The organism is Candidatus Sungiibacteriota bacterium, assembly GCA_016432465.1.
GTDB lineage: Bacteria > Patescibacteriota > Minisyncoccia > Sungbacterales > HO2-52-23.
In genome coordinates, this window is sequence record CP066690.1 from 858,728 (window position 1) to 880,032 (window position 21,305).

Genomic DNA, 21,305 nt, shown 5'->3' on the forward strand with positions numbered 1-21,305 from the left:
CAACAGTAATAGGTAAGGAAGAAAAAGTCAAGGGGTTACCGCGGAACACCGCTGAAGTAACAAAAGTGTCATGGGTCATGGGGCTAGAGTATGGATTTGATTGACCTGATTGAAGTTCGACTTCAATCAAAAAGAACTAAAGGTGTCATGGGTAGTAGAGATAAAAAAGGCCCTTCTCCGAAGAGTTGGGCCCGAGGATGGTTGGTGGTAGTCGGGAACGATTAGTGTGTTTTTGTAAAAAGGGCAAGAATGGGAGAAATCGCTACCTCGAAGACTACGTCAGCAAGAAAAATTCCGATGCCGATAGCTGCAAAAACGAACGGCTCAGGGTACAGAGCAACTAGTTGGGCAAGATATTCGGTTGTCATCTCTTCCTCCTTCTATCGGTTGTACTGCAGACATCTTTACATGATTAAGATTAGTTGTCAAGTTTTTGTCGGTATGGCTTGAAAAACGGCTTATCCGCCGGAGGCGGACCCGCCTCTGGCGGGAAATAAAGCCCCCTTCGCATCCTCCTTCGTCATAGACTTCGGATGGACGCAGTAAAGCTTCGGAGGGCCGAGGGAAAATCCCCGCCTACGCCAAGGCTTCGGCGGGCAGGCCTGTAGTTGGTTATTGAAAAAGTAAAGGTGTCACGGACCAGGAGAAATTAAAAATGGGGTTTCTACGTTGTAAAAACCCCGAGTCTATTCGACGATGGTGATAGTGCGCACCGTTTTTGTTCGAAAGATGGCTTCTGCCTGACACCTGTAGCATCTTACGGGAGTGGCTGCAGAAAAACGAAAACGTTCCTCTTCCATTATTTCTCCCTCTGCTGTTAACTTGCGGGTGACATTAGAAGTACCGTTTTGAAAGAACCATGTATCTAGACAACCATTTGGACATTCATAAAAAGTGCTATGTTTGACCGACTCACTCATGTTTTCCTCCCGGAATCCGCACGGAGATTATACTAATTATAGCAAATCCACAGAAATTGTCAATAACGCAAAAAGGGTTTGACTATGGCCATAGAGATAAAAATAAGTCCCCTAAGGGACTTACTCAACAAAATATCCGGTTTCGTCACGCTGGGAAAGAATAGGGTTTTTCACCGGCCACCAGATGTTAAGCCGTGGGTCGTTCCAGCAGTAAGTAAACTGGCTTTTGGGATCGTAGTAGGTTGATTGTTTATAGTGAAAGATCGCTACCTCGCTCAAAACTACATGGCCGTTTCCGTGTTTGGGCGGAATCAGCACCTGATGATGGTTTCTGTCAGAAAGAACAAAAGGAACCCACTGGCCCAAATTTGGAGATTCGGGATCGCAGTTTAACACCACCAGATAAAATCTTCCGTAGTGGCAGGAGACCAGTTTCCAAGTATCGCTGTTGCCGTGAATGCCGCGCAGAACGTGATGGCTGGATACGGAAATGTCATCCGTTACAAAATGAATATCAATGCCGTGTTTCCGATACAGCTCCTCGTTATAAGTTTCCACATAAAAACCGCGATAGTCTTCAAAAATATGTGGTTCTATTAATAAAACCCCGTCCAGCTTGGTTTTACTGACCTTTATCACCGGCCATCCCCCCGCAGTTTTGTGTAAGTTTTTAGCTTAGTGTATTTTATAGAACTCACGCCAAAAGTCAAGAGTATCGCGGAGGGTGGTTTCAAATTTTATTTTTGGTTTCCACCCGGTTGCTTGCGTAAATTTTTCAATAGACGGAATCTGTAAAGTTACGTCAGACGGACGCAGGCGCTTTGGGTCAACCTCTACCCGAATGTCTTTTCTTTCCGAAAGTGAAAGAAGTTTGTTCAGCATTTCTCCGACTTTCATGGTTTCGGTCCCGCCTATATTGTATACCTCTCCGGGAGGGCATTTAGTGATCAGCAGCCAGTAAGCCTCAACCGCGTCGCGCGCGTCCATCCAAGTACGAACGCTTTCCAGATTTCCCACTTTTACCACCGGTTCTTTTTTCTTTCCTGCCTCTATGGCCGCAATCTGTTTGGCAAAATTAGACAATACAAATACGTCCCCGCGTCTTGGACCGGTGTGTGTAAACATTCTGGTACGAATGGTTTTAATTTTCCAAGAGAGCCAGTACTGAAAGGCAAGCGTGTCTTCTCCAACCTTGCTCACGGCATAAGGGGAAGCAGGACGGAAAGGGTTGGATTCTTTTATGGGGACCTCGTCTTCTTCAACCTGACCGTAGACCTCCGAAGAGCTGCAGATGTGAATTACGGGATCGTAGCCGGAAGATTGCTTTAATTCCCTGACACACTCCAGTAGATTACAGGTGCCGATTATGTTAGTATTAAGTGTTATTATCGGAGCCACGAAAGCAAAATCAACGTAGGACTGCGCAGCCAAATGGAAAATAACATCCGGTCGGTGGTTGTTGAGTACGCGGTTTAAGGAGAAAGGATCAAGCAAGTCGCCGTATTCAAGTGTTATCTTATCAAGAATGTGCCATATGTTCTCTTTGGGGGAACGCCAGCGTGTAATGCCTACAATTTCAACTTCGGGACGGTTGGTGAGGATATAGTCAGCCAAGTGACTACCTACAAACCCCGTAATACCGGTGATTAAAACCTTTTTTATGTTAGATGGCATGTTTTAGGTGTTTAAGGCTTAGCTTGGCGTGAGCACCAAAGCTTAGCTCGGAACAACAGTTCCATTATAAATTATAAACGCTTTTTATCACAAATTGTTTCCACCTATGCGCTATATCATTTTTATGCTATTTATATTTGGAATTGCGTTGGTCAGGGTCAGGGCTGAAACTTTTCCGCAGGAACTTTATATCTCTCCCAAGGGCGAGGTGCGTCTGGCGGGAGCAGAACTTACTTCCCAACACGCCCTGAACTTTTTTTCAGTGCGTATCTGGGGCCAGAAATGGTCTTTTGCCACCAATTATGCCACGCGTTTGGAGTCGCTATATGGAGAGAAAATAAATCCGAAAGAAATACTTCCGGGCCATATTCTTGAAGTAAAAGGCATGCTTAACCCCTCGGTGTCCAATGAAACAGGAAATGTGGATGCCTCTTTGGTGCGTGATCTGTCCGTAAAAGCCGGTACACCGCAAACTATTGCGACGCCGTCTTCGTTACCGCCCTCCTTAGTAAATTTTCCGCCGTTGTCAGCGTCATCGCTGGCAGAGGTTTCTACGCCCGTAAAACCGATACCCAAACAATGGTTGACTAAAAGTCTTCGCCCCGGCATGCGCGGCCCAGAGGTGAAGATTTTGCAGCAGTTTTTGCAAAAAAATGGCTGGGGCATTCCTGATGACGGACCAGTAACCGGGTTTTATGGGAAAGTCACGCAAGATGCAGTAAAGAAATTTCAACTGGCGAGCGGCTTGGAAGCAGCAGGCACGCTAGGTCCTAAAACCCGGGCCCTGATTAATTTGCTGTTTGGCAAATAGAAAATTTTCTAAAAAAACGCCGCACAGGTAAACCAGTGCGGTCTTTTCATAAACTCATTTACTAAGAACTGTTTTCAACGCCTCCTCAAAAGTAGGAGCCATATCAAGCTTTTCTCCGATGACTACACTCACTCGTTGCAATTGGGGCATTGGACTTGCAGAAGAAACCAGGAAGAAGGGTTCAACGTAAAGAAGTACGTTTTCCACAGGAATCACCAGCATATTGCCGTGTTTTCCTCGGGACCCCTGCTGGTTCCAGAGCGTGATTTGGGCCGCTATTTTGGGGTCCTGATTTAGTCGCGCCTCAATCTGCATTGTTCCGTAGACTATCTCGTTTTTAGGAAACTGGTAAGCTATAAGTTTTCCGTAGTGCTCACCCTCAATTCTTGCGGCCAGCCACCCGTTCAAGTTTTCCTTGTTTTTGGGGGTAAAGGGCAGCATTAGCACGAGCTCTTCCTTTTTCTCGGCGCTAAATTTCTCAACAATGTAGTAAGGTACAACAGCTTGTGGCTTATCAACGTCTACGAGCTCTTGGGCAACGACCCACGCGTCCTCTTTATTGTAGAAAAGGCTTGGTTGTTCCATGTGGTAGAGTTTATAAGCTTCAGCCATCATCAGAAACAGATCTTCAGAGAAACGAACATGCGCCTGAAGTTCCTTGGGCATTTCGGACTTGGGCCGGAAAATACCCGGATATAGTTTGGACCAAGCGCGTATCAGAGGATCGCGTTCGTCAAAAATGTAAAAGGTAGTTGTCCCGTCGTAGGGATCGGTCACTATTTTCACAGAGTTTCTCACGTAGTTAATACCGTTGATTGGGGTAGCATGAGGGAAAAAGGAAGAAGTGGTCATAGCGTCTCTCATCCAGTATATTTTCCCGCCAGTGACTACTGCGTACGGATCTTTATCGTATTTCAGGAAAGGTGCGATCTTTTGAACAATGGTTGTAATATCACGATCGTACATAATTCTTGTCTCCCGCGTCACGTAACTCGTCATCAAAAAGTCCCAAGACCACATTTTCCATATAAACGCCAGCTTACGGACAAACGAGGAGAGTTGAATTCCGCCCTTTCCTTCGTAGGTGGTGTATTGGTTCTTGCTTCCTTCCGGAAAATCTATTTCAGGCAGTTTTGTTCTTACCAGCACCCAGGATTTTGTCTGTTCGCCAAAATAGATCTGGGGTCTGGTAATTTTAAGTTCCGGGTACTCGCTTTTTGGCGGGAAATCTTTGACGAAGAAATGGGGCATACCGCCCTCTTTGACTTCATTTACCGGGGCTATTACCGCCCCATACCCGTGAGTGTACTGCAGGTGTTCATTTATCCAGTTTCTGCCGGGAATCTGGTTGGGCTCAATTTCCCGGGCCGAAATCATTACATGACGATATTCCTTTTGAGGCCCCAAATAATACCGATCAACGTCTACGTCGTTAAATTCATAGTACTGTCGCAGTCCCTGCAGCTGTTTGAGCGTGGGCAGGAGAAATCTAAAGTCCCAGAGCCGGATGTTTTTGAGCAGAATAGGATTTTGCGCAATAACTCGTTCCACCTGCAGAGGGTTCTTTTCGGGGATAAACTCTTTTGTTTCTACATTGGTAAGTCCGAATGCTTCACGTGTCATAGCAATATTGGCCGCGATAAAACGCTCCTGCTTGGTGATTTCGTTTGGTCCGATGACCACCTTGAAGAAAACCTTGGGGAGAAGTTCGTTAACAACCAGAGGCGAGAGTATAAACCAGGCGACGGCAACAGTTCCCACCATGACGAGCGCCCGCACGGGACGCGCCAGATTTCTGATCAAAATTCTGGAGATAAGCAACGCCGCTAACACAGTTACGCCAATCAGAACCAGATAAAGAATTTGCAGGAGGCCTGCTTCCAGAGCCCCGGCGCCGTAAAAAAGCATGTGTCCGTCTGCGGCCGTGTGTCGCGTATAGGCCAAGGAAGGGATTTTAACCAGTAAGGTTTGTAGGGTAAAAATCAGGAGCGCTTCAATAATTTGGATTCCAAGCGCAACCAGATGAAATTTATGCCTTACTCCTTCTGGCGACGGAATAAACCGTGTCAGGACCCACGACACAAGAATCAAAACAGTGGTTGCAGCCAGTAGTAAATAACCCAATCCCATGACCTCTTTCCACAGAGGAAGCGAGAAGAGATAGAACGAAATTTCTTTTCCGAAGATCGGGTCTTGCAGGCCGTAAGGAACTTGGTAGAAAAAGAGAAAAAATTTACTCCAGTGAGGCGTGAGAAGTATCCACGATCCTACTGCGGCTAAAATCGCTACCCCTACGCTTCCTACCCAAGCACGAATGCGCAAAACCTTTTTTCCGGAATCCGGAAGGGTGTTGTTTCCACGTGAGGTAAGGAAGATGGAAAAGAACCAAATCCAGAGGAAGGTAAAAGCCGTTCCTACAAGCCAGAGAGTAACTTTCCATCGGAGTTCTGCCCAAAAGGCCGTGGTAGCGTTAAAACTCTCAAACCAGAGATATTCAGTATAGACGTGTACGATTTGATTGAATCCTGCTACTGCGAGTGCGAGCAACGTTAGTATCCCGAAAATCAGAGCTGCCCTTTTCATAAGGGATGCCTCCTTATTGTGAAGGTACACCAGTTTATTTGTAGCATATTTATTTTGTTTTGTCAATCGCTCTGAAAGTTGACAAAATAACGACTTTATAGTATGATGTCTTTGGGGATGGTGCCCCTTTGTGGAAGGAGTACGGCAATGTCTGGAAATCCAGAGCTTCTGCGTAAAGTCACGGTATGCAATCAGTGCAAAAAAGAACTTATCAAAGAAGAGGTAGAAAAACATTTCCATCTTGTAAATAAAGTCTCGGAAGAAGGGGAGCCCCTTGTTTATATGCTTCTCCTGCCTCCTGATTGTAAGCCGGAGGAGTGGAAAGCACGTAGAATCTTTGCGGGTGGTATGGCGGAATTACGCGAGATGCATCCTGATAAAGAGTTCCAAATTAGTCCTTACTCTTTTAAGGTTGTGACAGAACAGGCACCCGATGGTCGCAGTACCACTTTCCAGCTTTTTCATCCGGAAAGTTTTGTGGCTATTGAGAAGTAGGAAGTATTTATAAAAAAATCCCTCGCAGCGAATTTTCGCTCGAGGGTTTTTACAATATTGATGTTACGGAAGCCTCTCTTCGAGATTCTGTAGAAGTTTTTCCGCTTTTCCAGTCTTAACCAAGTTGAAGTAAACGATCGTTGCAACCACCAGAATGGCAACAAAAAGGAACCATCCAGTTTTCATCATAAGCATCAGCACCCCGATTGGCAAAAGTCCGTAACTGAGCAACAGTAATTTCTCTGCACCCTTGTAGTAGTAACCAACTACAGCCATCAGTGCCCCTAAACCAAGGGCAAGACCAGTGAAAACTCCGGGGTAAGTGAGATAAAGAGCACTTAACCACATCATGGCTCCTGCAGTGGCAGAAAGAAGTCCAACCAATTTTAACGTGCGTTTCTCCGAATCTTCAAGATCTCGTGCTAAATAGCCGATTGTATATAGAGTTGTTCCAACTAGTAGACCCGCTACGAGAAAGATCATCCGTTTCCTCCTTTTCGTACGGCCTTCCCAACAGGCCATTTATTAGTATAGCACGGGTGTAGGTTGCATGTCAACAAGAAAATACAACTCCGTATTTGTGCACTTAAAAGCGATCGCTTTTAAGTGCACAAATGGCCGAATACCCTTCTTCGTCCCGCTTTCAGCGGGACTTCGGAAGGGTTATTATTTTCGCCTTCATTCCTACAGTCCAGCCTTCGTAGCCATAGGTTGCTACGGTCGCACGCCGCCATAGCTTTGGCGACGGAGCGCGGAGTAGGCCAGCCGTGGCTTTCTGCGACGGCGGGTAAAAAAACACCGCAAAGAGTTGTCCCTTTGCGGCAAAAACTTTTTCATTAAAAACCTTTTAATCGTGGTCCTGGGGGTCTATCGTTCTCCTCGGACCTGCATCCGACGTTGCATGACCGTCCCCTCCCGAAGCTATGTCAGGATACTGCGGCCCTCTTCTCTGTTCTTCCGCCAGACGGTTCATGACCGCGAAATACTGCTCAACACTGTTCCTAAGCTGTCGTGCCTTCTCCAGCTGTTTTTCAGAATTGATGATTGGTACTGCAGAATGGGCAGCGGCCCGATCCATGGCTGCGGTGGCGCTATCCACAAAAAGACCCAAAACCTTATCAACCGCCTCTTTCACCACTGGCGCAATGGTGTCAAACTGCTCGGTTGCTGCCAAGGAACGGATAGGAGTCATAACCTCTTGCAGCAATACCGCAAAGCTTCGCTCCATCTCTCTAAGTCCTGTCCACATCTGACGGAAGGATTGAATGGCTTTCTGGGTTGCTTCTCTGGCCTCACGAATAATGGGTAGGGCTTGATTCCAGGTTTTGATCTTCTCAAGGAGCTCTCCGGCTCGCACTTGTTTTGCTTGAAGATCCTTTTCCAATTCTTCAAGATCCTTCTCTTTCTTTACACGATCTTCGGCCTCCGCCGTGTCCAGCTCCAAGCGCAAAAGATCAAGCTTGCCCTCCAGTATCTGGATTTCAGTTTTGAGGACTTCGTGTTCGGGAACCCTCTTTTCCAGTAATTGCAGAAGTTCTTTATATTTGGTTGTAAAAGTATTGTAAGCAGTCTTGTGTATACGTTCTACCTTAAGCAATTCTTCCACGGTTGCGGCATTCAACTCAACAAGTTCCTTTAGATTTTGATCTACGGTTTGACTTGCTTGGCGCTGGCGGCGTATCCTGTCCGCTTTTTCTTTAGAGGCACTAAACCCAACTTTACCCCAGAATGCATACCAGTTTTCTGCAAAACCTTCATATTCCTTTCTCTTATCTGCTATCGCTCCAATCTCTTCAAATTTGAGCCGGAGTCCCTCCATAAGATCATGAATATCCTGCTGTGCTTCCAAACTTTTCCGTTTTGCCTCATCGAGTTTAGTGCGGGCCTCCCTAACAGTCGCTTCACGCTCTGCGGGGGTTTTGACATCAATATCCTCGATGCTCGCAAAAATATCTTTAGCGTCTTTTGCGGTTACCTCAATGGTTGCACGCCTGTTTCTTAGGGTTTCAAGCATATTCCTCTCGGGCATCTTTTCCTCCTGGGTTGGTTTCCGAAACTATAGTTATTGTAGCAATAAACATAAAACTTGTCAAGCACTTCGTTTAGCTTGACTTTCTAGTGCCGCTTTGTTATAATTTTATAAGTACTTGGACAGCTCAATACCGTCAACAGGGGAGGCGAGCGCCATGAAGTACCTGCTCAACGTTTTCCTTGTACATCTTGGCATCGGGCTTGGTTTTAGTCTTGCGTCCATATTCTTTTTTAAGTACCGCCACAAGCGCAGGCCAATCTTTAGATTCGGAGGCAATGATCCTTTTAGCTGGGGAGATAAAAATAAATGGCTGCTTTGGTGGATTATAGCGTACGGCATTGCGAATGGCTTTGAGGTGGTTACTGGTTTCCGTCTCAATATGTCTTTGTATCTGGAGTTGGCGCTTTTGGCGTTAGGGGCAACTGCTTTTACCCTTGGTCTTTTTTTGATGGATCGGATGGCGATGATTTTTTTTGAACCCGAAAGCCACTGGAAGCCCAAGTCTGAAGAGCGGCCTGTGTCTCGGGTTGTAGAAGAAAAGAAGGCCGAAGTGGTCGCGGAACCTCAAGAATTAAAGCAGGTTGAGGTTGTGCTGACAGAGAAGCTTCCCGAGCCCATCGCGGCTCCGGAAGAGGATAAGAGCTGGTTTAGCAAGAATGTTGGGCGCGCTGCCGAATCTGTCAGTTCTTCGTCCGACAGCTTGTTAAGGAAAGTCGGAAAAAGCGTAGGTTCTGGTTTGGGAGGGATTAAGTCCGGTTTTTCCGAAGTTTTTGCTGAACGCCGTAAGACTAGAGAAGATCGCCGCAGGGCTGAAGAAGAAAAAAGGCAAGAGATACGAGAAAAATTTGAAAAACTCACCAGATCTCGTCGCCCTTCGTAGTCAAAGACACACCTAGACAGAGGGGGTAAAAACCGCTATGCCTACACGTGAGTCGCATCCTATCCCAGATGCAGAGCTTGGCAAACATGTGCCTAAAGCCGAAGGGCTCATGGAGGAGCTCAAGAAGGTCAAACAGAAAGATCTTTTGGTTCTTCTTCAGGAACTATCACCGGAAGAGAAGTATCGGCCCCTTCCTGCGGAACTTGATCTTCTTTATGTGATTCGACATGGTCTCTGCCTTTATTTCTATTTCTACGATCTTCTGACAGATCGAACCGGTCTTCAGCAGGAACTCGAAAAACTTAGTAAACTAGGACTTGCGGTTACCACTTCTACCCAGCAGAAACGTGAATTTATTAGTGCCTACGGATTATTTGTTATGGCGAGCGCGATTGTCATGAAATGTGAGAGGATGCTTCGTGGTAAAGATCCGGCCAAACTGGCACACCTCGAAATAGGAGGAATGGAACTTGTACTGGGAAAAGGCCCCACTCGTGATTTGATCTTTACCCTCGTACACTATGTTGATGCCTTAGGAAAGAGAGATGCTGATGGGCAAGGTTTGGTGCAGAATGTTGATGATGCGATTGCTATTACCCGTGATTACTGGAAAGCGGTAATAAATAAGGTGCAGGCCATCGCTAAAAATTTTCCTGCAGAACTCTTAGCCTTGGTGGGCAATACTACTTTTCACCACGGTACTATGGCCGTAACTGGTTTTCAGGTCGAGGACCGCAAAGAAGTAAAAGTTGTGACATGGGCTCCGGTTGAACCTCAAGAGGTTATTGGGGATCAGGACGTTACCCGGATTTTTCTCCGGCTCGGTGACAGATTAGCGATGTACGATTCCGTACTGCAAAAAAATCCGTTTGTGCATTTTGGGGGGTTGCTGGAATCAGTGCTTCTGGATGGTCGTCCCGGTACTGGGAAGACAACGCGCATACGTCTGCTTATGACGCATGTAGCAAGACGTGCGGAGCCGGTCGGACTTCCTTATGTCTTTAAATCAATTACAGGGGATCAGGTTAAGAGTAAATGGTATGGAGACACCGCGCAGCTTATTAAGGAACTTTTGAGCGTAGCGCAGGATCCTTCAACCCTTTCGCTTATCTTTGTGGATGACATTGATCTTTTGATCACGGGCGATCGCAGTGATCCCGGGACCAGCGGCGGCGACATGGATATTTTGAAAGCTCTCATGGACTTTTTTTCCGGAACAGGGACAAACTACACCGGCCATTACCTTGCCATCGCAGCGACCAACAAACCCACGGCATCGGATGATGCCTTGCGTCAGAGATTTGTTTATCCTGCCCTTATCAAGGGGCCAGAGACCTGGGAAGACTATATGGATCTGGCGGCTCTTGAGCTGCGCGATTTTGCTAAAACCGGTCTGTTGCAGATTGGTCAAGGCAAAGTTCAGCCGCTCCAGCGTGTCCTTCCTCGTAGTCTTGCCGAAACTTATGGAGAGGAACTTCGTAAGAAATATGCCAATAAAAAAGGTGCAACTTGGGAAGATGTGGGTAGGCTCTGCGCGGAATTCCACAAGAAAGATCCTACGTTTACCGGCCGGCCGGTAAAGAACGCCCTGCAAGTTGCAAAAGCCAAGGCAGCAGATTTCGACGTACCGGAGGAGTGGTTCATTAACCCCGGAGTATTTCGCGCCAAACCCTGGGAAGAACGTCTGCAAATGGTTAAGGAACTTTTTAAGGCCATGACAGCCGAGATGGTCATGATGGCCTTGGAGCATCAGTTTGAGGTTGAGGCGCGTTACCAACGTGAGGCCCATGAGAGACGGGTGGAAGATCTCATGGAGGAGTTGAGAGTAAGGGATGAGGCCCTCCGGAAGATTAGCGGTAAGAGTTAAAATTTTTAGGCGCCTGTAAGATACAGGCGTTTTAAGTTGTTTTTTAACCCAAATGAACGTATAATTCAGATGAAGCTCCGTGGACTTAGCCTACTCCGCGCGCCGTCGCCAAAGCTATGGCGGCGTGCGACCGTAGTCTCGCTAGAAGCGGGACGAAGGCCGGGCGCCCGCGGTATCTTCGGCGGAATCCGCCAAAGCATATCGCAAGGTAGACTCTTCGATAAGCTCAGGGTATCCGTCTCGCATTCATCCGCTGGTTTACGCCCGCGGTTTTCTGCGAAGGCGGATAAAATCTCTTTGGGATTGAAACATGTCGGCCATCATTATTACCCCAACCTATAACGAAAAAGGCAATCTTAAAATTCTTCTTGAGAAGATTTTTAGTTTACAATTACCAGATCTCCAGGTAATGGTGGTGGATGATAACTCTCCCGATGGAACCGGTGAGTTGGCGGAAGAATTGGCGCAGCACTACCACCTATGGGTGCTGCATCGTGTTCGCAGAGAAGGACTGGGCCGGGCCTATATCCATGCTTTTCAGGAAGTTTTAAGGGCGGGGAAGGCACCAGATTATGTTATTCAGATGGACGCCGACATGTCGCATGATCCGCTTGTGATTCCCTGTTTTTTAGAAAAAATAAAAACATGCGATCTCGTGCTTGGATCACGGTATGTAAAGGGGGGAGAAATTATAAATTGGGGGATTCCCCGAAGAGTTATAAGTTTTTTGGGAAATCTTTTTGCGCGTCTGGTCTTGGGCCTGCCCCATCGTGATCTCACCGGAGGATTTAAATGCTGGCGAATAGGGTTGCTTAAAGCTATTGATTTAAATTCTTTAAGTTCCAACGGATATAATTTCCAGATTGAAACTACTTATAGAGCCCATCAAAAGGGCTTTAAAATCTGCGAGAGCCCCATTGCTTTTACGGAGCGAAAAACCGGAGTTTCTAAATTTAATCTTGGTATTATTTTAGAAAGTTTTTATAAGATACTTCTCCTTAAACTACGTGGCTAAAACCTTACGTTATACTTTAGTTGCTATTTTAATTATTGCCGCTCTGCTTCGTTTTTGGGGCATATCCGGGGGTGATGTTACCAACGATGAAGTATTTTATGCTTTTCGGGCGATCGGGCTAATGGATTTTGATCACGCTGAATTTCAGACCACGCCTTGGGAGTGGTTTGACCCCGGTATTCCGGGCTGGGCCAAAATTTCTTTTCATGACCACCCCCCGCTTGTATTTCTTGTGCAGCACGTTTTTATAAAGTTACTGGGGGAAAATCCCATTGCTTTTCGTCTCCCTTCTGCGCTTCTCGGCGTAGCGTCAGTTTATCTATTATATCTTTTAGGTACGCTACTTTTTTCACGTAGTGCGGGTTTGGTTGGGGCAGCGATTCTCGCCGTTACCGTAAATAACGTGGCTCTGTCGCGTATGGGACTGCAGGAACCATATGTGATTTTCTTCATGCTGCTTACCCTTTATTTTTTCCTGAAAGGTTTAAGACAAGACCGCTACTTTCTTTGGAGCGGTATTTTCTTGGGACTAGGCCTTCTTACAAAATACAACACTTTTATTCTGGCCCCGATTTTATTTTCTTATTTATTATTTTTCCGACGGGACCTGATTTTTAACAAATACTTATGGTTAGGGGGGCTCGCCGCCTTTATATTTTTTAGTCCGGTGATTTTTTACAATTTTAAAATGTATCAAGCCACCGGACATTTTGATTTTCAATTTTCTTATATTTTGGATCAGGATGTTCCGGAATGGCATGATGCTCCGGGCAAAAAGATTGGAACTCTCGCAGAGAGGGTAAAAGATTTTCTGCCGTTTATTTTTTACACAAATTCCTGGAGCACTCTTTTGCTTTTTGGCGCCTCATTCCCTGCTTTTTTGGGGGCGCTTTTGAAGAAATCCAAAGAAACATGGCAGAAATTTGCCGTGCCTCTTTTGTTCCTTTTTTGGTTGATAGTACTTATAGTGGGCTTTATTGGTCTTTCCTTTCGCTTTGTCAGCATGCTGACGCCCTTTATGGCTCTTTTTTTAGCCGTGCCGCTTTCCCGGATAATAAAAGGGATAAGGGAGCGATTTAGAGTTTCTGTGACGGCGGTGGCCGGGGCGGTCGTTCTTTTACTTCTGTTTCTTTTTGAAATTTTTTATTCAGTCAACAGCCAGTTGATTGAATATCCTCGCGGTCCGCAAAATTTATTGTGGTCATCCATACGGTACGAAAATTATAATTGGGGCTATGATGATCTGGGTAGGTACTTTAAAAAAGAGTTTGAAGGCCGGATGCCCGCTTTTGTTTTTGATATGCAGTATAAGTTTCTGGAAGAGCTAAGAGACCGGGTTTTAAAAAAAGAAGCAGCGAGGGATCAGGCGCGCTATCCGGCTGTTATAATTCATTACGGGAATTTAGACGATGGCGCTAAACTATGGAATCTAGACCGACTTATGACCTATCACGGCTGGCCGGTGCTAAGTCTGAAAGACTACTTTCTGTTGCAGAAAGAGAAAGGGTCTGACTTTTTTATCAAAAGCGGATTTAAGTATTATTATTTTGTGTGGCAGACTAATATTGTTGTTGGAGAGGAATTCCGTTCTTTGGTGGAAGGCGGCACCCCGAATGTAATTACCAATAAGCGTGGGGACCGGGCTTTTGTTGTGTACAAGAAAGTCTTAGAAGGAAAATGACCCCTCGTGGTTAGAGGGGCCGGCGTTGACGTTGTTTCTTTTGACGATTTTGGGCGGGATTTAATATGGCATGAAGCATAGCAGTCATTTGTCCAAAAGTAACTGGATCGTGAACGTAAAGAGCACTGGGATCATACAGGCGGCTTTTTTCAATCGCTCTGCCTACGTCCATCACACTTCCATCCGGCATAAGTTTCAGCTTTATTGTGAGTTGCTGCGACGGAATCCAAAATGTTACTGTATTATTTTTTCGGTCAACTTCTACAGGCTTGATTTTTTCTTTCGGTGGTGGATTATCAATGCCCCACGGAAGAAATGTTTGTTGAACCATTAGGGCCTCCCAGTTTTCTCTATTCTAACATAAGTAGATATAAAAAGCAATAGTCATAATGTAACCAAAAACCACCCCGACTGGTCGGGATGGTTTTTAAGGTTGCTAATGTGCTACATTCCCGTAGGACCCATGGGTCCCATAGGGGGTCGCTGTGGCATTGCCATAGGCATGCCAGCTTCTTTGGCATTTTTCCATGACCAAAGTGCCCAAAGGCCGATCACCAAATGTAGGAGGTTATCAAGTGTTTCAAGGCCCGCACCAAAAAAGTTTGCTCCTAATACAAATCCCCAGATTCCTACCACCACACCCAGAATTCCCACAACCAGAGTAACAATTTTTTGGAATCCTTTTAAGGCAAAGACTACTATCAGTGCCACTATACCCAATACAATGTGCGCCCAGTTCTCGGCGTTATCAAACCACCAAGTCGAGCCAAAAATACTTGATTCCGCGGTTGGACCGATAATGCCAATTAATCCCAGAACCCCAACCGCTATAAGCACAATACCGCCAATCTTAAGAAATGTTGCTGGATTCATTTTAGAAAAAGCTTATCTATACGACCTTTTATTGTTCATTTTATCATTTAAATAGAGGTGCTTGAACTTCAGTTATCCACAGGGTTACAATAGGATCATCATGAGTAAAACCCCGCTTTTTATTGCTATATTTGTGATATTGATTCTCGGAGGAGTGATCGTTTGGATTTTTATTTTCCCCCCCGAAGGTTGGAAACCCGCACCCCCACCACAAAATAAAGAGGTTTCCGAGACACCCGCATCTTTGCCTTCCGGCCGCACTACCCGCATAAGCGAAGAGGATACCGCCAAGTTACCTTTAATTACGTACTCGTCCGATGGTTTTTCCCCAAGAACTATCAGGGTAAAGGAAGGAGATTCAGGAGTAAATTGTTTGGTGGCTGTTTTAAATAAAGACAGCGCTCCGCTGGCCCTGGGATTAGGGAAGTATGATCCTAAAATTACACCGTCTTATGCCTCTATTCCGACAGGAGAAAGTATGCTTTTGGATCCCCGTTTTCGCGTCGCCGAAATTATCTTTCATAATCACGCCAAACCCCATCACGAGTTTTCAGTGATTCTTGAAGGAGAGTGCCAATTAGATTAAAACTTCCCCGGCAATTTCCGGATGTCCTCGTAAAAAGTCTTGTACAACAAGAGATTTTTTACCCTCAAGGGTGAGTTTTTTTATTTCCAGATTTTGATGGCCGGTCTTAACAAAAAGCTTCTGTCCCGTCTGCCAGACAAAGCCGGGCGTCCCTGCCGGCGCCTCATCCTGGGCTGTTTCTGCTTCTTCAATTCTTAGGCGCGATATTTTTTCGCGGGAAGGCCAAATAGTCCAAGTCCCGGGCCAAGGATTGAACGCGCGGATCATACGCTCAATTTCTTCTGCGGGCCGGGACCAGTTAATTCGGCCATCATCTTTTTTCAAAATTTTGGAATAGGTTGCTTGGGAGTCATCCTGCGGCATGGGCGTAATTTCACCCCGAATCCATTTGGGCACTGTTTCTATAAGGAGCTCCGCGCCTATTTCTGCAAGTTTATTTTGAAGTTCCCGACAGGTTATTTTATAATTTGTAACTTGCCCGCTCCGCCGAAGCTTGAGCGAAGCGAGTAATTTGTAATTTGCGACAATTGGTCCGTGATCCATTAGTTCATCAATTTTTATAATAGTCACGCCGGTTTCTTTGTCGCCGTGCAAAATTGTGTATTGTATTGGTGAAGGCCCTCGCCAACGGGGAAGCAAAGAGGGGTGGATATTCAGGGCGCCGTAGCGTGGAATTTCGAGAATATCTTTTGGAATAATTTTGCCGTAAGCGGCCACAATAAAAAGGTCAGCTTCGGGGAGCTCATTTCTAAAAGTTTCCGCGTTTAGTTTTTCCGGCTGAAAAACGTGAATTTTATGTTTTTGGGCCAAGACTTTTGCCGGCGGGGGAGTAATAATTTGGCTTCTCCCTATGGGTTCGTCCGGATTGGTAATGACGGCCGCGACGCTGTAACCATTTTTAATTAGCGCCTCAAGTGAAGGTAACGCAAATTCCGGCGTGCCCCAAAAAACAATTTTAATGTTTTTTGGTTCCATACCGATTGGCATCTGTTATGTTTTCTGCTTTATCAATAAAAAGAATTCCCTCAAGATGATCCAGTTCGTGCTGCATAACCCGCGCGAAAAATCTGGAGGCGCCGCGGGTAATTTTTTTTCCTTGCTCATCGTAGGCCTCAACCGTGATTTTTTCGTGCCTCTGGACAGCTCCATATTTTCCGGGCACAGAAAGACAGCCTTCGGGACCTTCAATTTTAGTTGAAGAGGCTTTTTTAACTGCAGGATTTATAAAAACATAATATTTCCAGTCGCGTTTTTCATATGGCGGCTCACTTTTTTGGGAGACACTGTCGGCTTTGCTTCTTTGCCAGCCCTTTTTTTCCGCCTTATCAATTTCTTCGGCCTCCCCGGATACAATAAAAATCCGCAACGATTCTCCGACTTGCGGCGCAGCCAGTCCCACTCCATCAGGAGTATTTTTGAGCGCCTCTTTCATTTGGGAGATTAGACGTTGGACGCGGGAAGTGGGAATGCCGCCAACAGGTATTTCTGTGGCTTTTCTTCGTAGGACCCTACTCGGTTCTTTTACGATGGGAGTTGTTTTTTCCACGTTTTCTTTTATCCCCCCACCTTCCCAGAATATACCGTAGCTTGCTGCGGGGATGAATGGGTGCCGTAGAAATTCTTCCCGCGGGGTCCAATACCCCGCTGGGAAGGTGGGGGGATTTATTTCCCTTTTTTCTTCTAAGGTTTTTGAATTTTACGCCCGGTTTTTTAGCAAGCCCCTTGAGCGCGGCAAAAAAATACTTTCCGCGCGCCTCAATAGGTAAATCTTCTTTTTCCAGTACCCGCCTAGCTAGAGCTCTAAGATCCGATTCATAGTAAAGTTTAGCAATTCCAAGATAAGCGGCAAAGCGTTTGGGCTCTTTCATCATTCGTGTAATATCATCCGCCAAAACATGTTCTCTGGAATGAAGATGTTTATCGGGTTCAAGCTTCATACCTCCTCAATTTTAGCAAAAAGTAATCAGTTGAGCAATTTTATATTTTTATGCTATTATACAAAAATGAAGCGGCGTGTTTTTATCGCGATTCCCGTTCCGGAGAATATGAAAAAGAAAGCGGGTGAATGGCAGAAAAAGCATGCGGACTTAAAAGTGCGCTGGATAAAACCGGAAAATCTGCATATTACCGTAATTCCGCCCTGGTACGTTGATGAAAACCAACTTTATGAGGTTGCGAGATTGTTGCCTTTTACGCTTAAGGGACTGGAATCGTTTCCCATCTTATTTTCTAAAGTGTTATTAGGCCCCCCAGGACAACAGAGCAGGCTCCTCTGGGCTGAAGGTATAACACCGAAAAAGTTTATCCCCCCACCTTCCCAGAATACCCCGCAGCTTGCTGCAGGGATGAATGGGCGCCGTAGAAATCCTTCCCGCGGGGTCCAATACCCCGCTGGGAAGGTGGGGGGATTTATAGAGTTGAAAGAGGGGTTTGAAGAAGCCCTGCTTGCAAACCCCAAAACAGGTTTTTACAAAAAAGAAAGTCGCCCGGCAAAACTGCATCTTACGATAGCGCGTTTCCGGCCGGGGTCCATAAAAAAATTACCCCAACCGACTGGGGTAGTGAACTGGAATTTTAAAGTAGGAGAAGTAAATCTTATGGAATCCCGCCTACAAAAGGGTGGGGCAGAATATGCGGTTCTGGAATCTGTTAAGTTTGGCCCCGACTTTTAAGCGCAATTTTATGGAGTTGAGCAAGATATGACCCCTTTATATGTTTATCGGTTTTTAATGCTTTTTTACAGATTTCACATTCTTCCATTTCCGGTATTTCTGGAAAAGGGGATTTGTAAGTCTCGGGCATAAGAATTTCCTCCCTAAAACGATCTATGCATAGAATAACGGAAAAAAATCAAACTGTCCACTTCATTGGTATAGGCGGCATAGGAATCAGCGCCCTGGCCAAGTATTATTTTTCGCGAGGCAGCGTAATAAGCGGGTCTGATTTGATATCTTCCGAAATTACCGCCGAGCTTTTAAAGATGGGTGGAGACATAAAAATCGGTCCGCATAAAAAAGACAACCTTCCGAAAGACGCTTCCGCCGTTATTTATACTTCTGCCACACCCCTAAGTAATCCCGAATTAAACGAGGCTAAGCTTCGTAGGCTGAAGCCAAAAAATTACGCCCAAGCGCTGGGTAAACTTACCAAACAGTACCAGACCATTACTATTTCCGGCGCGCATGGAAAAAGCACTACCACGGCTTTGGCCGCATTGGTTCTTGAAGAGGGCTATTTGGATCCGACTGTTATTGTCGGCACCAAGGTAAAGGAATTTGGCAATTCCAATTTTCGCCGCGGCTTTGGAAAACATTTGATAATTGAAGCTGACGAGTGGAATAGATCTTTCCTTAATTATGCACCAGTGATTGCCGTAGTTACTAATATAGATACCGAGCATCTGGATACTTATAGAACTTTTGCCGGAGTTAAGAAGACCTTTCAGAAATATCTGGAAAAGGTTCCTAAAGATGGCGCAATTATAGCTAACTATGATGATCCTGAATTAAAATCTCTTGTCAAAAAAATCGGGAAAAAAGTTATTGGTTATTCGCTTCAAGATAAAGAAGCTTCGTCTGTAAGAAACGTACTGCGCATTCCCGGAGAGCATAATGTTTCCAATGCCTTGGCCGCGCTTAGGCTGGGACGGTTGCTGGGTGTCTGTGAGGCAGACATTTTGCGAGCCATATCGCGTTTCAGCGGCACGTGGCGAAGATTTGAGTTAAAAGGCATGCTCAACGGCGCCTATGTTTTTTCCGATTACGGCCACCATCCGCGGGAGATTACAGCAACTATTGCGGCAACGCGCGAGCGTTTCCCGTTTAGGCGCATCTGGTGCGTATATCAACCGCACCAGTACCAGCGCCTGATGTATTTGTGGAATGATTTTGTAGGCGCGTTTGATCGCGCTGACAAAGTTTGCCTTTTACCAGTATATGATGTGGTAGGACGCGAGACCAAAACCGCGCGCGCAAAAGTAAATTCCCTAAAACTAACTCATGAGTTGGTACGGCGCGGCAAAACCGCATTTCACCTAGACACGTTTGACGAAGCCAAAAATTTTATCCAGTCCGAGGCACACGCGGGAGACGTAATAATTGTTATGGGGGCTGGGGATATATATAATCTTAGCAACAAATTAGTATTATAAAAGTTATCCACAGAATTAATGGCCATTTGACAGTTTAGGGATAATCATGTTATGATTTATATGGGTTGCCTGGGGGAAAAAAGAATGTGGCCTAATCAGAATCATCCGGAACGCAAGGACGACGAAGTATTTTTGAGCAATATGGCATATCACGACTTTTTGAAGATACGCTGGCAAACTAAGAGATGCGGTCAATATCCTTATGCAAACGGCAAGCCGGTGAACGTCCCTGGTTTTTCTCCTGTTTTTGTAAAGAAATCAGAAATTCAAGAGTTTGGTCTTGAGCTTCCAAAAGTAGAGGAGGCATGAAGATGGTTACAGATCGTATGGTTTTTGCAGTAACAGCACAGGCGGGATCAGGAATGGAACTAAACCAGCTTTATGTTGAACTTTCCCAAGCGATCGCGGAGATTCTTCATCGGCATGGTTATTATCTTGAAACAGCCGGGCGAAGAGCAGTATTTCAATCCACGCAGGAAAACATTGAGGAGCCGTTAAGCGAAAAAGATTGGCAGTATCTTAATATGAGGACCATTGTCTGATACGCCACAATCTTATTTGTGGATGCACCGCAAACCTTAAGGGGTTCTGCGGTGTTTTTTGTCCGCCGACTTCGGCCAGACCCCCCTACCCTTGCATTAAAATTATTTTTGTGCTATTATTATTTTTAGATTAATCAAAGGAGGTGGGTCTTGGGTCTTTTACTTTGGACAGCCGTGTTTGTTTTCAGCGCCGCAGTTCTTATCAAATCAGCGGGCTGGTTTGTGAAAGGGGCAGAAGATATAGGATTGCGTTGGGGTATGCCACCATTTCTTATTGGTGCCACCATTGTGGCCGCAGGAACTTCTCTGCCTGAACTTGCCTCGTCGCTAGCAGCGGTTACGAGGGGGGAAACAGGGTTGGTTATGGCCAATGTTGTGGGTTCGAATATCACCAATATCTTTTTGATTCTTGGTGTTGCTGCAATTTCAGCCGGCGGATTAAGGTTGGGATCTGACTTTTCATTATTGGAGTTAACAATGCTGCTGTTGGGGAACATTCTTCTTGCTGCAATTTCTTGGAATGGGATTGTGGGTACATTGGCGGGATTGTTTCTTCTTGGCAATTTTATCGTCTATATCGTATTTAAGTTCTTGAGAGAATCACGGTTTTTAGTAGGAGAATCTATGCGAGATATACGTGGACGGGCGAAGTTGGCAGGAGACATGGGTTTACCGCGGCTTTCAACTTCAAGAAGTGTCGTCTTGTTGAGCATGGGGATTGTTGGTCTTTCTTTGGGCGCGCAGTATGTCATAGAGTCAATCCTTTCACTTTCCCGCCTCCTCCATATCCCCGGTACACTTATCGCTATTACCGCTTTGGCTATTGGTACTTCGCTTCCTGAACTTGTGGTGTCGGTAAGCGCTGTTTTAAAGAAAAAGGAAGGAATTGCGGTAGGCAATATCATAGGATCCAATATTTTTAACGCTCTCTTTATTGTAGGCCTTTTGGCACCTTTTAAGGACCTACGGGTTGATATGCTAACCAGAAAAGTCGGGTTGCCGTTCTTGATTTTGTCAGCGGTATTAATAATTTGGCCGTGGTTCAAAGGAGAGATTACCAGACGGTCGGGCATAGTATATCTTCTGATCTTCCTGATTTTTCTCACGCTTCTGGCGGGCTCTCTGGGTTAATTCGTAAATAGGGGTCGTGCTTCTTTTGGGCACGGCTTTTTGATGATTTGACTCCAGCCCAGACT

The 21,305-nt window shown here is 45.7% G+C and carries 24 protein-coding genes; 12 read left to right on the forward strand and 12 right to left on the reverse strand.

The window, feature by feature from the left end; all coding sequences use genetic code 11:
- Positions 1-221: 221 nt before the first annotated feature.
- The 3 genes from HYW89_04620 to HYW89_04630 form a co-directional block, all read right to left on the reverse strand.
- Positions 222-368, reverse strand: coding sequence for a hypothetical protein (locus tag HYW89_04620; GenBank protein ID QQG45250.1), 147 nt, complete (start codon positions 366-368; stop codon positions 222-224).
- Positions 369-1,040: 672 nt separating this feature from the next.
- The gene (locus HYW89_04625) at positions 1,041-1,556 is read right to left on the reverse strand and encodes a dTDP-4-dehydrorhamnose 3,5-epimerase family protein (protein ID QQG45777.1); all 516 of its coding nucleotides are present in this window, start codon (positions 1,554-1,556) and stop codon (positions 1,041-1,043) included.
- Between the two features lie 39 nt (positions 1,557-1,595).
- A complete protein-coding gene (locus HYW89_04630) occupies positions 1,596-2,594 on the reverse strand; it encodes a GDP-mannose 4,6-dehydratase (protein QQG45251.1) in 999 nt (332 codons plus the stop codon).
- Positions 2,595-2,718: 124 nt separating this feature from the next.
- Between HYW89_04630 and HYW89_04635 the strand changes: the two genes are divergently transcribed.
- Positions 2,719-3,405: a peptidoglycan-binding protein gene (locus HYW89_04635; GenBank protein ID QQG45252.1), complete on the forward strand. Its 687-nt coding sequence runs from the start codon at positions 2,719-2,721 to the stop codon at positions 3,403-3,405.
- Between the two features lie 54 nt (positions 3,406-3,459).
- Here the strand turns inward: HYW89_04635 and HYW89_04640 are convergent, their stop codons facing one another.
- The gene (locus HYW89_04640; GenBank protein ID QQG45253.1) at positions 3,460-5,988 is read right to left on the reverse strand and encodes a UPF0182 family protein; all 2,529 of its coding nucleotides are present in this window, start codon (positions 5,986-5,988) and stop codon (positions 3,460-3,462) included.
- A gap of 147 nt (positions 5,989-6,135) precedes the next feature.
- Here HYW89_04640 and HYW89_04645 point away from each other — a divergent pair, with 147 nt between their 5' ends.
- The gene (locus HYW89_04645) at positions 6,136-6,483 is read left to right on the forward strand and encodes a hypothetical protein (protein QQG45254.1); all 348 of its coding nucleotides are present in this window, start codon (positions 6,136-6,138) and stop codon (positions 6,481-6,483) included.
- 63 nt (positions 6,484-6,546) lie between these two features.
- Here the strand turns inward: HYW89_04645 and HYW89_04650 are convergent, their stop codons facing one another.
- Together HYW89_04650 and HYW89_04655 are read right to left on the reverse strand one after the other, a co-directional pair.
- Positions 6,547-6,966 (reverse strand): hypothetical protein, encoded by a 420-nt coding sequence (locus tag HYW89_04650; GenBank protein ID QQG45255.1) that lies wholly within the window; start codon positions 6,964-6,966, stop codon positions 6,547-6,549.
- Positions 6,967-7,330: 364 nt separating this feature from the next.
- Positions 7,331-8,512 carry a hypothetical protein gene (locus tag HYW89_04655; GenBank protein QQG45256.1) on the reverse strand — a complete coding sequence of 394 codons (1,182 nt, stop codon included), beginning with the start codon at positions 8,510-8,512 and terminating at the stop codon, positions 7,331-7,333.
- Between the two features lie 157 nt (positions 8,513-8,669).
- On the opposite strand from HYW89_04655, the gene HYW89_04660 reads away from it, so the two are divergent.
- From HYW89_04660 to HYW89_04675, 4 genes are all read left to right on the forward strand, one after another.
- Entirely contained in the window at positions 8,670-9,395 is a 726-nt protein-coding gene (locus HYW89_04660) for a hypothetical protein (GenBank protein QQG45257.1), read from the forward strand.
- A gap of 37 nt (positions 9,396-9,432) precedes the next feature.
- Positions 9,433-11,262 (forward strand): AAA family ATPase, encoded by a 1,830-nt coding sequence (locus HYW89_04665; GenBank protein QQG45258.1) that lies wholly within the window; start codon positions 9,433-9,435, stop codon positions 11,260-11,262.
- A 310-nt stretch (positions 11,263-11,572) separates the two neighbouring features.
- Positions 11,573-12,277, forward strand: a complete 705-nt coding sequence (locus HYW89_04670; protein ID QQG45259.1) for a polyprenol monophosphomannose synthase — start codon at positions 11,573-11,575, stop codon at positions 12,275-12,277.
- Positions 12,270-13,958 carry a glycosyltransferase family 39 protein gene (locus HYW89_04675; protein ID QQG45260.1) on the forward strand — a complete coding sequence of 563 codons (1,689 nt, stop codon included), beginning with the start codon at positions 12,270-12,272 and terminating at the stop codon, positions 13,956-13,958. Before HYW89_04670 ends, HYW89_04675 begins: the two co-directional genes overlap by 8 nt.
- Positions 13,959-13,968: 10 nt before the next feature.
- On the opposite strand, the gene HYW89_04680 is transcribed toward HYW89_04675, so the two are convergent.
- Both HYW89_04680 and HYW89_04685 read right to left on the reverse strand, forming a co-directional pair.
- Positions 13,969-14,289, reverse strand: coding sequence for a hypothetical protein (locus tag HYW89_04680; GenBank protein ID QQG45261.1), 321 nt, complete (start codon positions 14,287-14,289; stop codon positions 13,969-13,971).
- A gap of 113 nt (positions 14,290-14,402) precedes the next feature.
- Positions 14,403-14,831, reverse strand: coding sequence for a hypothetical protein (locus tag HYW89_04685; protein ID QQG45262.1), 429 nt, complete (start codon positions 14,829-14,831; stop codon positions 14,403-14,405).
- A gap of 100 nt (positions 14,832-14,931) precedes the next feature.
- Between HYW89_04685 and HYW89_04690 the strand changes: the two genes are divergently transcribed.
- Complete coding sequence (locus HYW89_04690) at positions 14,932-15,417, forward strand: hypothetical protein (protein QQG45263.1); 486 nt, start codon at positions 14,932-14,934, stop codon at positions 15,415-15,417.
- On the opposite strand, the gene HYW89_04695 is transcribed toward HYW89_04690, so the two are convergent.
- The 3 genes from HYW89_04695 to HYW89_04705 are packed head-to-tail and all read right to left on the reverse strand — an operon-like array spanning position 15,409 to position 17,354.
- Complete coding sequence (locus HYW89_04695) at positions 15,409-16,392, reverse strand: methionyl-tRNA formyltransferase (protein ID QQG45264.1); 984 nt, start codon at positions 16,390-16,392, stop codon at positions 15,409-15,411. The genes HYW89_04690 and HYW89_04695 overlap by 9 nt on opposite strands.
- On the reverse strand, positions 16,373-16,963 hold the full coding sequence (locus HYW89_04700) for a peptide deformylase (GenBank protein ID QQG45265.1): 591 nt from the start codon (positions 16,961-16,963) through the stop codon (positions 16,373-16,375). The genes HYW89_04695 and HYW89_04700 overlap by 20 nt, the downstream gene beginning before the upstream one ends.
- Positions 16,926-17,354: a hypothetical protein gene (locus HYW89_04705; GenBank protein ID QQG45266.1), complete on the reverse strand. Its 429-nt coding sequence runs from the start codon at positions 17,352-17,354 to the stop codon at positions 16,926-16,928. Before HYW89_04705 ends, HYW89_04700 begins: the two co-directional genes overlap by 38 nt.
- A gap of 66 nt (positions 17,355-17,420) precedes the next feature.
- On the opposite strand from HYW89_04705, the gene HYW89_04710 reads away from it, so the two are divergent.
- Complete coding sequence (locus HYW89_04710; protein QQG45267.1) at positions 17,421-18,089, forward strand: hypothetical protein; 669 nt, start codon at positions 17,421-17,423, stop codon at positions 18,087-18,089.
- Here the strand turns inward: HYW89_04710 and HYW89_04715 are convergent.
- Positions 18,067-18,219 carry a hypothetical protein gene (locus HYW89_04715; GenBank protein ID QQG45268.1) on the reverse strand — a complete coding sequence of 51 codons (153 nt, stop codon included), beginning with the start codon at positions 18,217-18,219 and terminating at the stop codon, positions 18,067-18,069. The genes HYW89_04710 and HYW89_04715 overlap by 23 nt on opposite strands.
- A 25-nt stretch (positions 18,220-18,244) precedes the next feature.
- Between HYW89_04715 and murC the strand changes: the two genes are divergently transcribed.
- The 4 genes from murC to HYW89_04735 all read left to right on the forward strand — a co-directional run bounded on the left by murC (position 18,245) and on the right by HYW89_04735 (position 21,240).
- Positions 18,245-19,567, forward strand: a complete 1,323-nt coding sequence (murC, locus tag HYW89_04720) for a UDP-N-acetylmuramate--L-alanine ligase (GenBank protein QQG45269.1) — start codon at positions 18,245-18,247, stop codon at positions 19,565-19,567.
- A gap of 51 nt (positions 19,568-19,618) precedes the next feature.
- Positions 19,619-19,876, forward strand: a complete 258-nt coding sequence (locus HYW89_04725; protein ID QQG45270.1) for a hypothetical protein — start codon at positions 19,619-19,621, stop codon at positions 19,874-19,876.
- Between the two features lie 2 nt (positions 19,877-19,878).
- Positions 19,879-20,109, forward strand: coding sequence for a hypothetical protein (locus HYW89_04730; GenBank protein QQG45271.1), 231 nt, complete (start codon positions 19,879-19,881; stop codon positions 20,107-20,109).
- A gap of 150 nt (positions 20,110-20,259) precedes the next feature.
- Positions 20,260-21,240 (forward strand): calcium/sodium antiporter, encoded by a 981-nt coding sequence (locus HYW89_04735; protein ID QQG45272.1) that lies wholly within the window; start codon positions 20,260-20,262, stop codon positions 21,238-21,240.
- Positions 21,241-21,305: the final 65 nt, after the last annotated feature.

Excerpts from the sequence above, each read along its gene's own strand:
- HYW89_04620 (QQG45250.1), bottom strand. The coding sequence starts at position 368 with ATGACAACCGAATATCTTGCCCAACTAGTTGCTCTGTACCCTGAGCCG.
- HYW89_04630 (QQG45251.1), bottom strand. The coding sequence starts at position 2,594 with ATGCCATCTAACATAAAAAAGGTTTTAATCACCGGTATTACGGGGTTT.
- HYW89_04635 (QQG45252.1), top strand. The coding sequence starts at position 2,719 with ATGCTATTTATATTTGGAATTGCGTTGGTCAGGGTCAGGGCTGAAACT.
- HYW89_04640 (QQG45253.1), bottom strand. The coding sequence starts at position 5,988 with ATGAAAAGGGCAGCTCTGATTTTCGGGATACTAACGTTGCTCGCACTC.
- HYW89_04645 (QQG45254.1), top strand. The coding sequence starts at position 6,136 with ATGTCTGGAAATCCAGAGCTTCTGCGTAAAGTCACGGTATGCAATCAG.
- HYW89_04650 (QQG45255.1), bottom strand. The coding sequence starts at position 6,966 with ATGATCTTTCTCGTAGCGGGTCTACTAGTTGGAACAACTCTATATACA.
- HYW89_04655 (QQG45256.1), bottom strand. The coding sequence starts at position 8,512 with ATGCCCGAGAGGAATATGCTTGAAACCCTAAGAAACAGGCGTGCAACC.
- HYW89_04660 (QQG45257.1), top strand. The coding sequence starts at position 8,670 with ATGAAGTACCTGCTCAACGTTTTCCTTGTACATCTTGGCATCGGGCTT.
- HYW89_04665 (QQG45258.1), top strand. The coding sequence starts at position 9,433 with ATGCCTACACGTGAGTCGCATCCTATCCCAGATGCAGAGCTTGGCAAA.
- HYW89_04670 (QQG45259.1), top strand. The coding sequence starts at position 11,573 with ATGTCGGCCATCATTATTACCCCAACCTATAACGAAAAAGGCAATCTT.
- HYW89_04680 (QQG45261.1), bottom strand. The coding sequence starts at position 14,289 with ATGGTTCAACAAACATTTCTTCCGTGGGGCATTGATAATCCACCACCG.
- HYW89_04685 (QQG45262.1), bottom strand. The coding sequence starts at position 14,831 with ATGAATCCAGCAACATTTCTTAAGATTGGCGGTATTGTGCTTATAGCG.
- HYW89_04690 (QQG45263.1), top strand. The coding sequence starts at position 14,932 with ATGAGTAAAACCCCGCTTTTTATTGCTATATTTGTGATATTGATTCTC.
- HYW89_04695 (QQG45264.1), bottom strand. The coding sequence starts at position 16,392 with ATGGAACCAAAAAACATTAAAATTGTTTTTTGGGGCACGCCGGAATTT.
- HYW89_04705 (QQG45266.1), bottom strand. The coding sequence starts at position 17,354 with ATGAAGCTTGAACCCGATAAACATCTTCATTCCAGAGAACATGTTTTG.
- HYW89_04710 (QQG45267.1), top strand. The coding sequence starts at position 17,421 with ATGAAGCGGCGTGTTTTTATCGCGATTCCCGTTCCGGAGAATATGAAA.
- HYW89_04715 (QQG45268.1), bottom strand. The coding sequence starts at position 18,219 with ATGCCCGAGACTTACAAATCCCCTTTTCCAGAAATACCGGAAATGGAA.
- murC (QQG45269.1), top strand. The coding sequence starts at position 18,245 with ATGCATAGAATAACGGAAAAAAATCAAACTGTCCACTTCATTGGTATA.
- HYW89_04725 (QQG45270.1), top strand. The coding sequence starts at position 19,619 with ATGATTTATATGGGTTGCCTGGGGGAAAAAAGAATGTGGCCTAATCAG.
- HYW89_04730 (QQG45271.1), top strand. The coding sequence starts at position 19,879 with ATGGTTACAGATCGTATGGTTTTTGCAGTAACAGCACAGGCGGGATCA.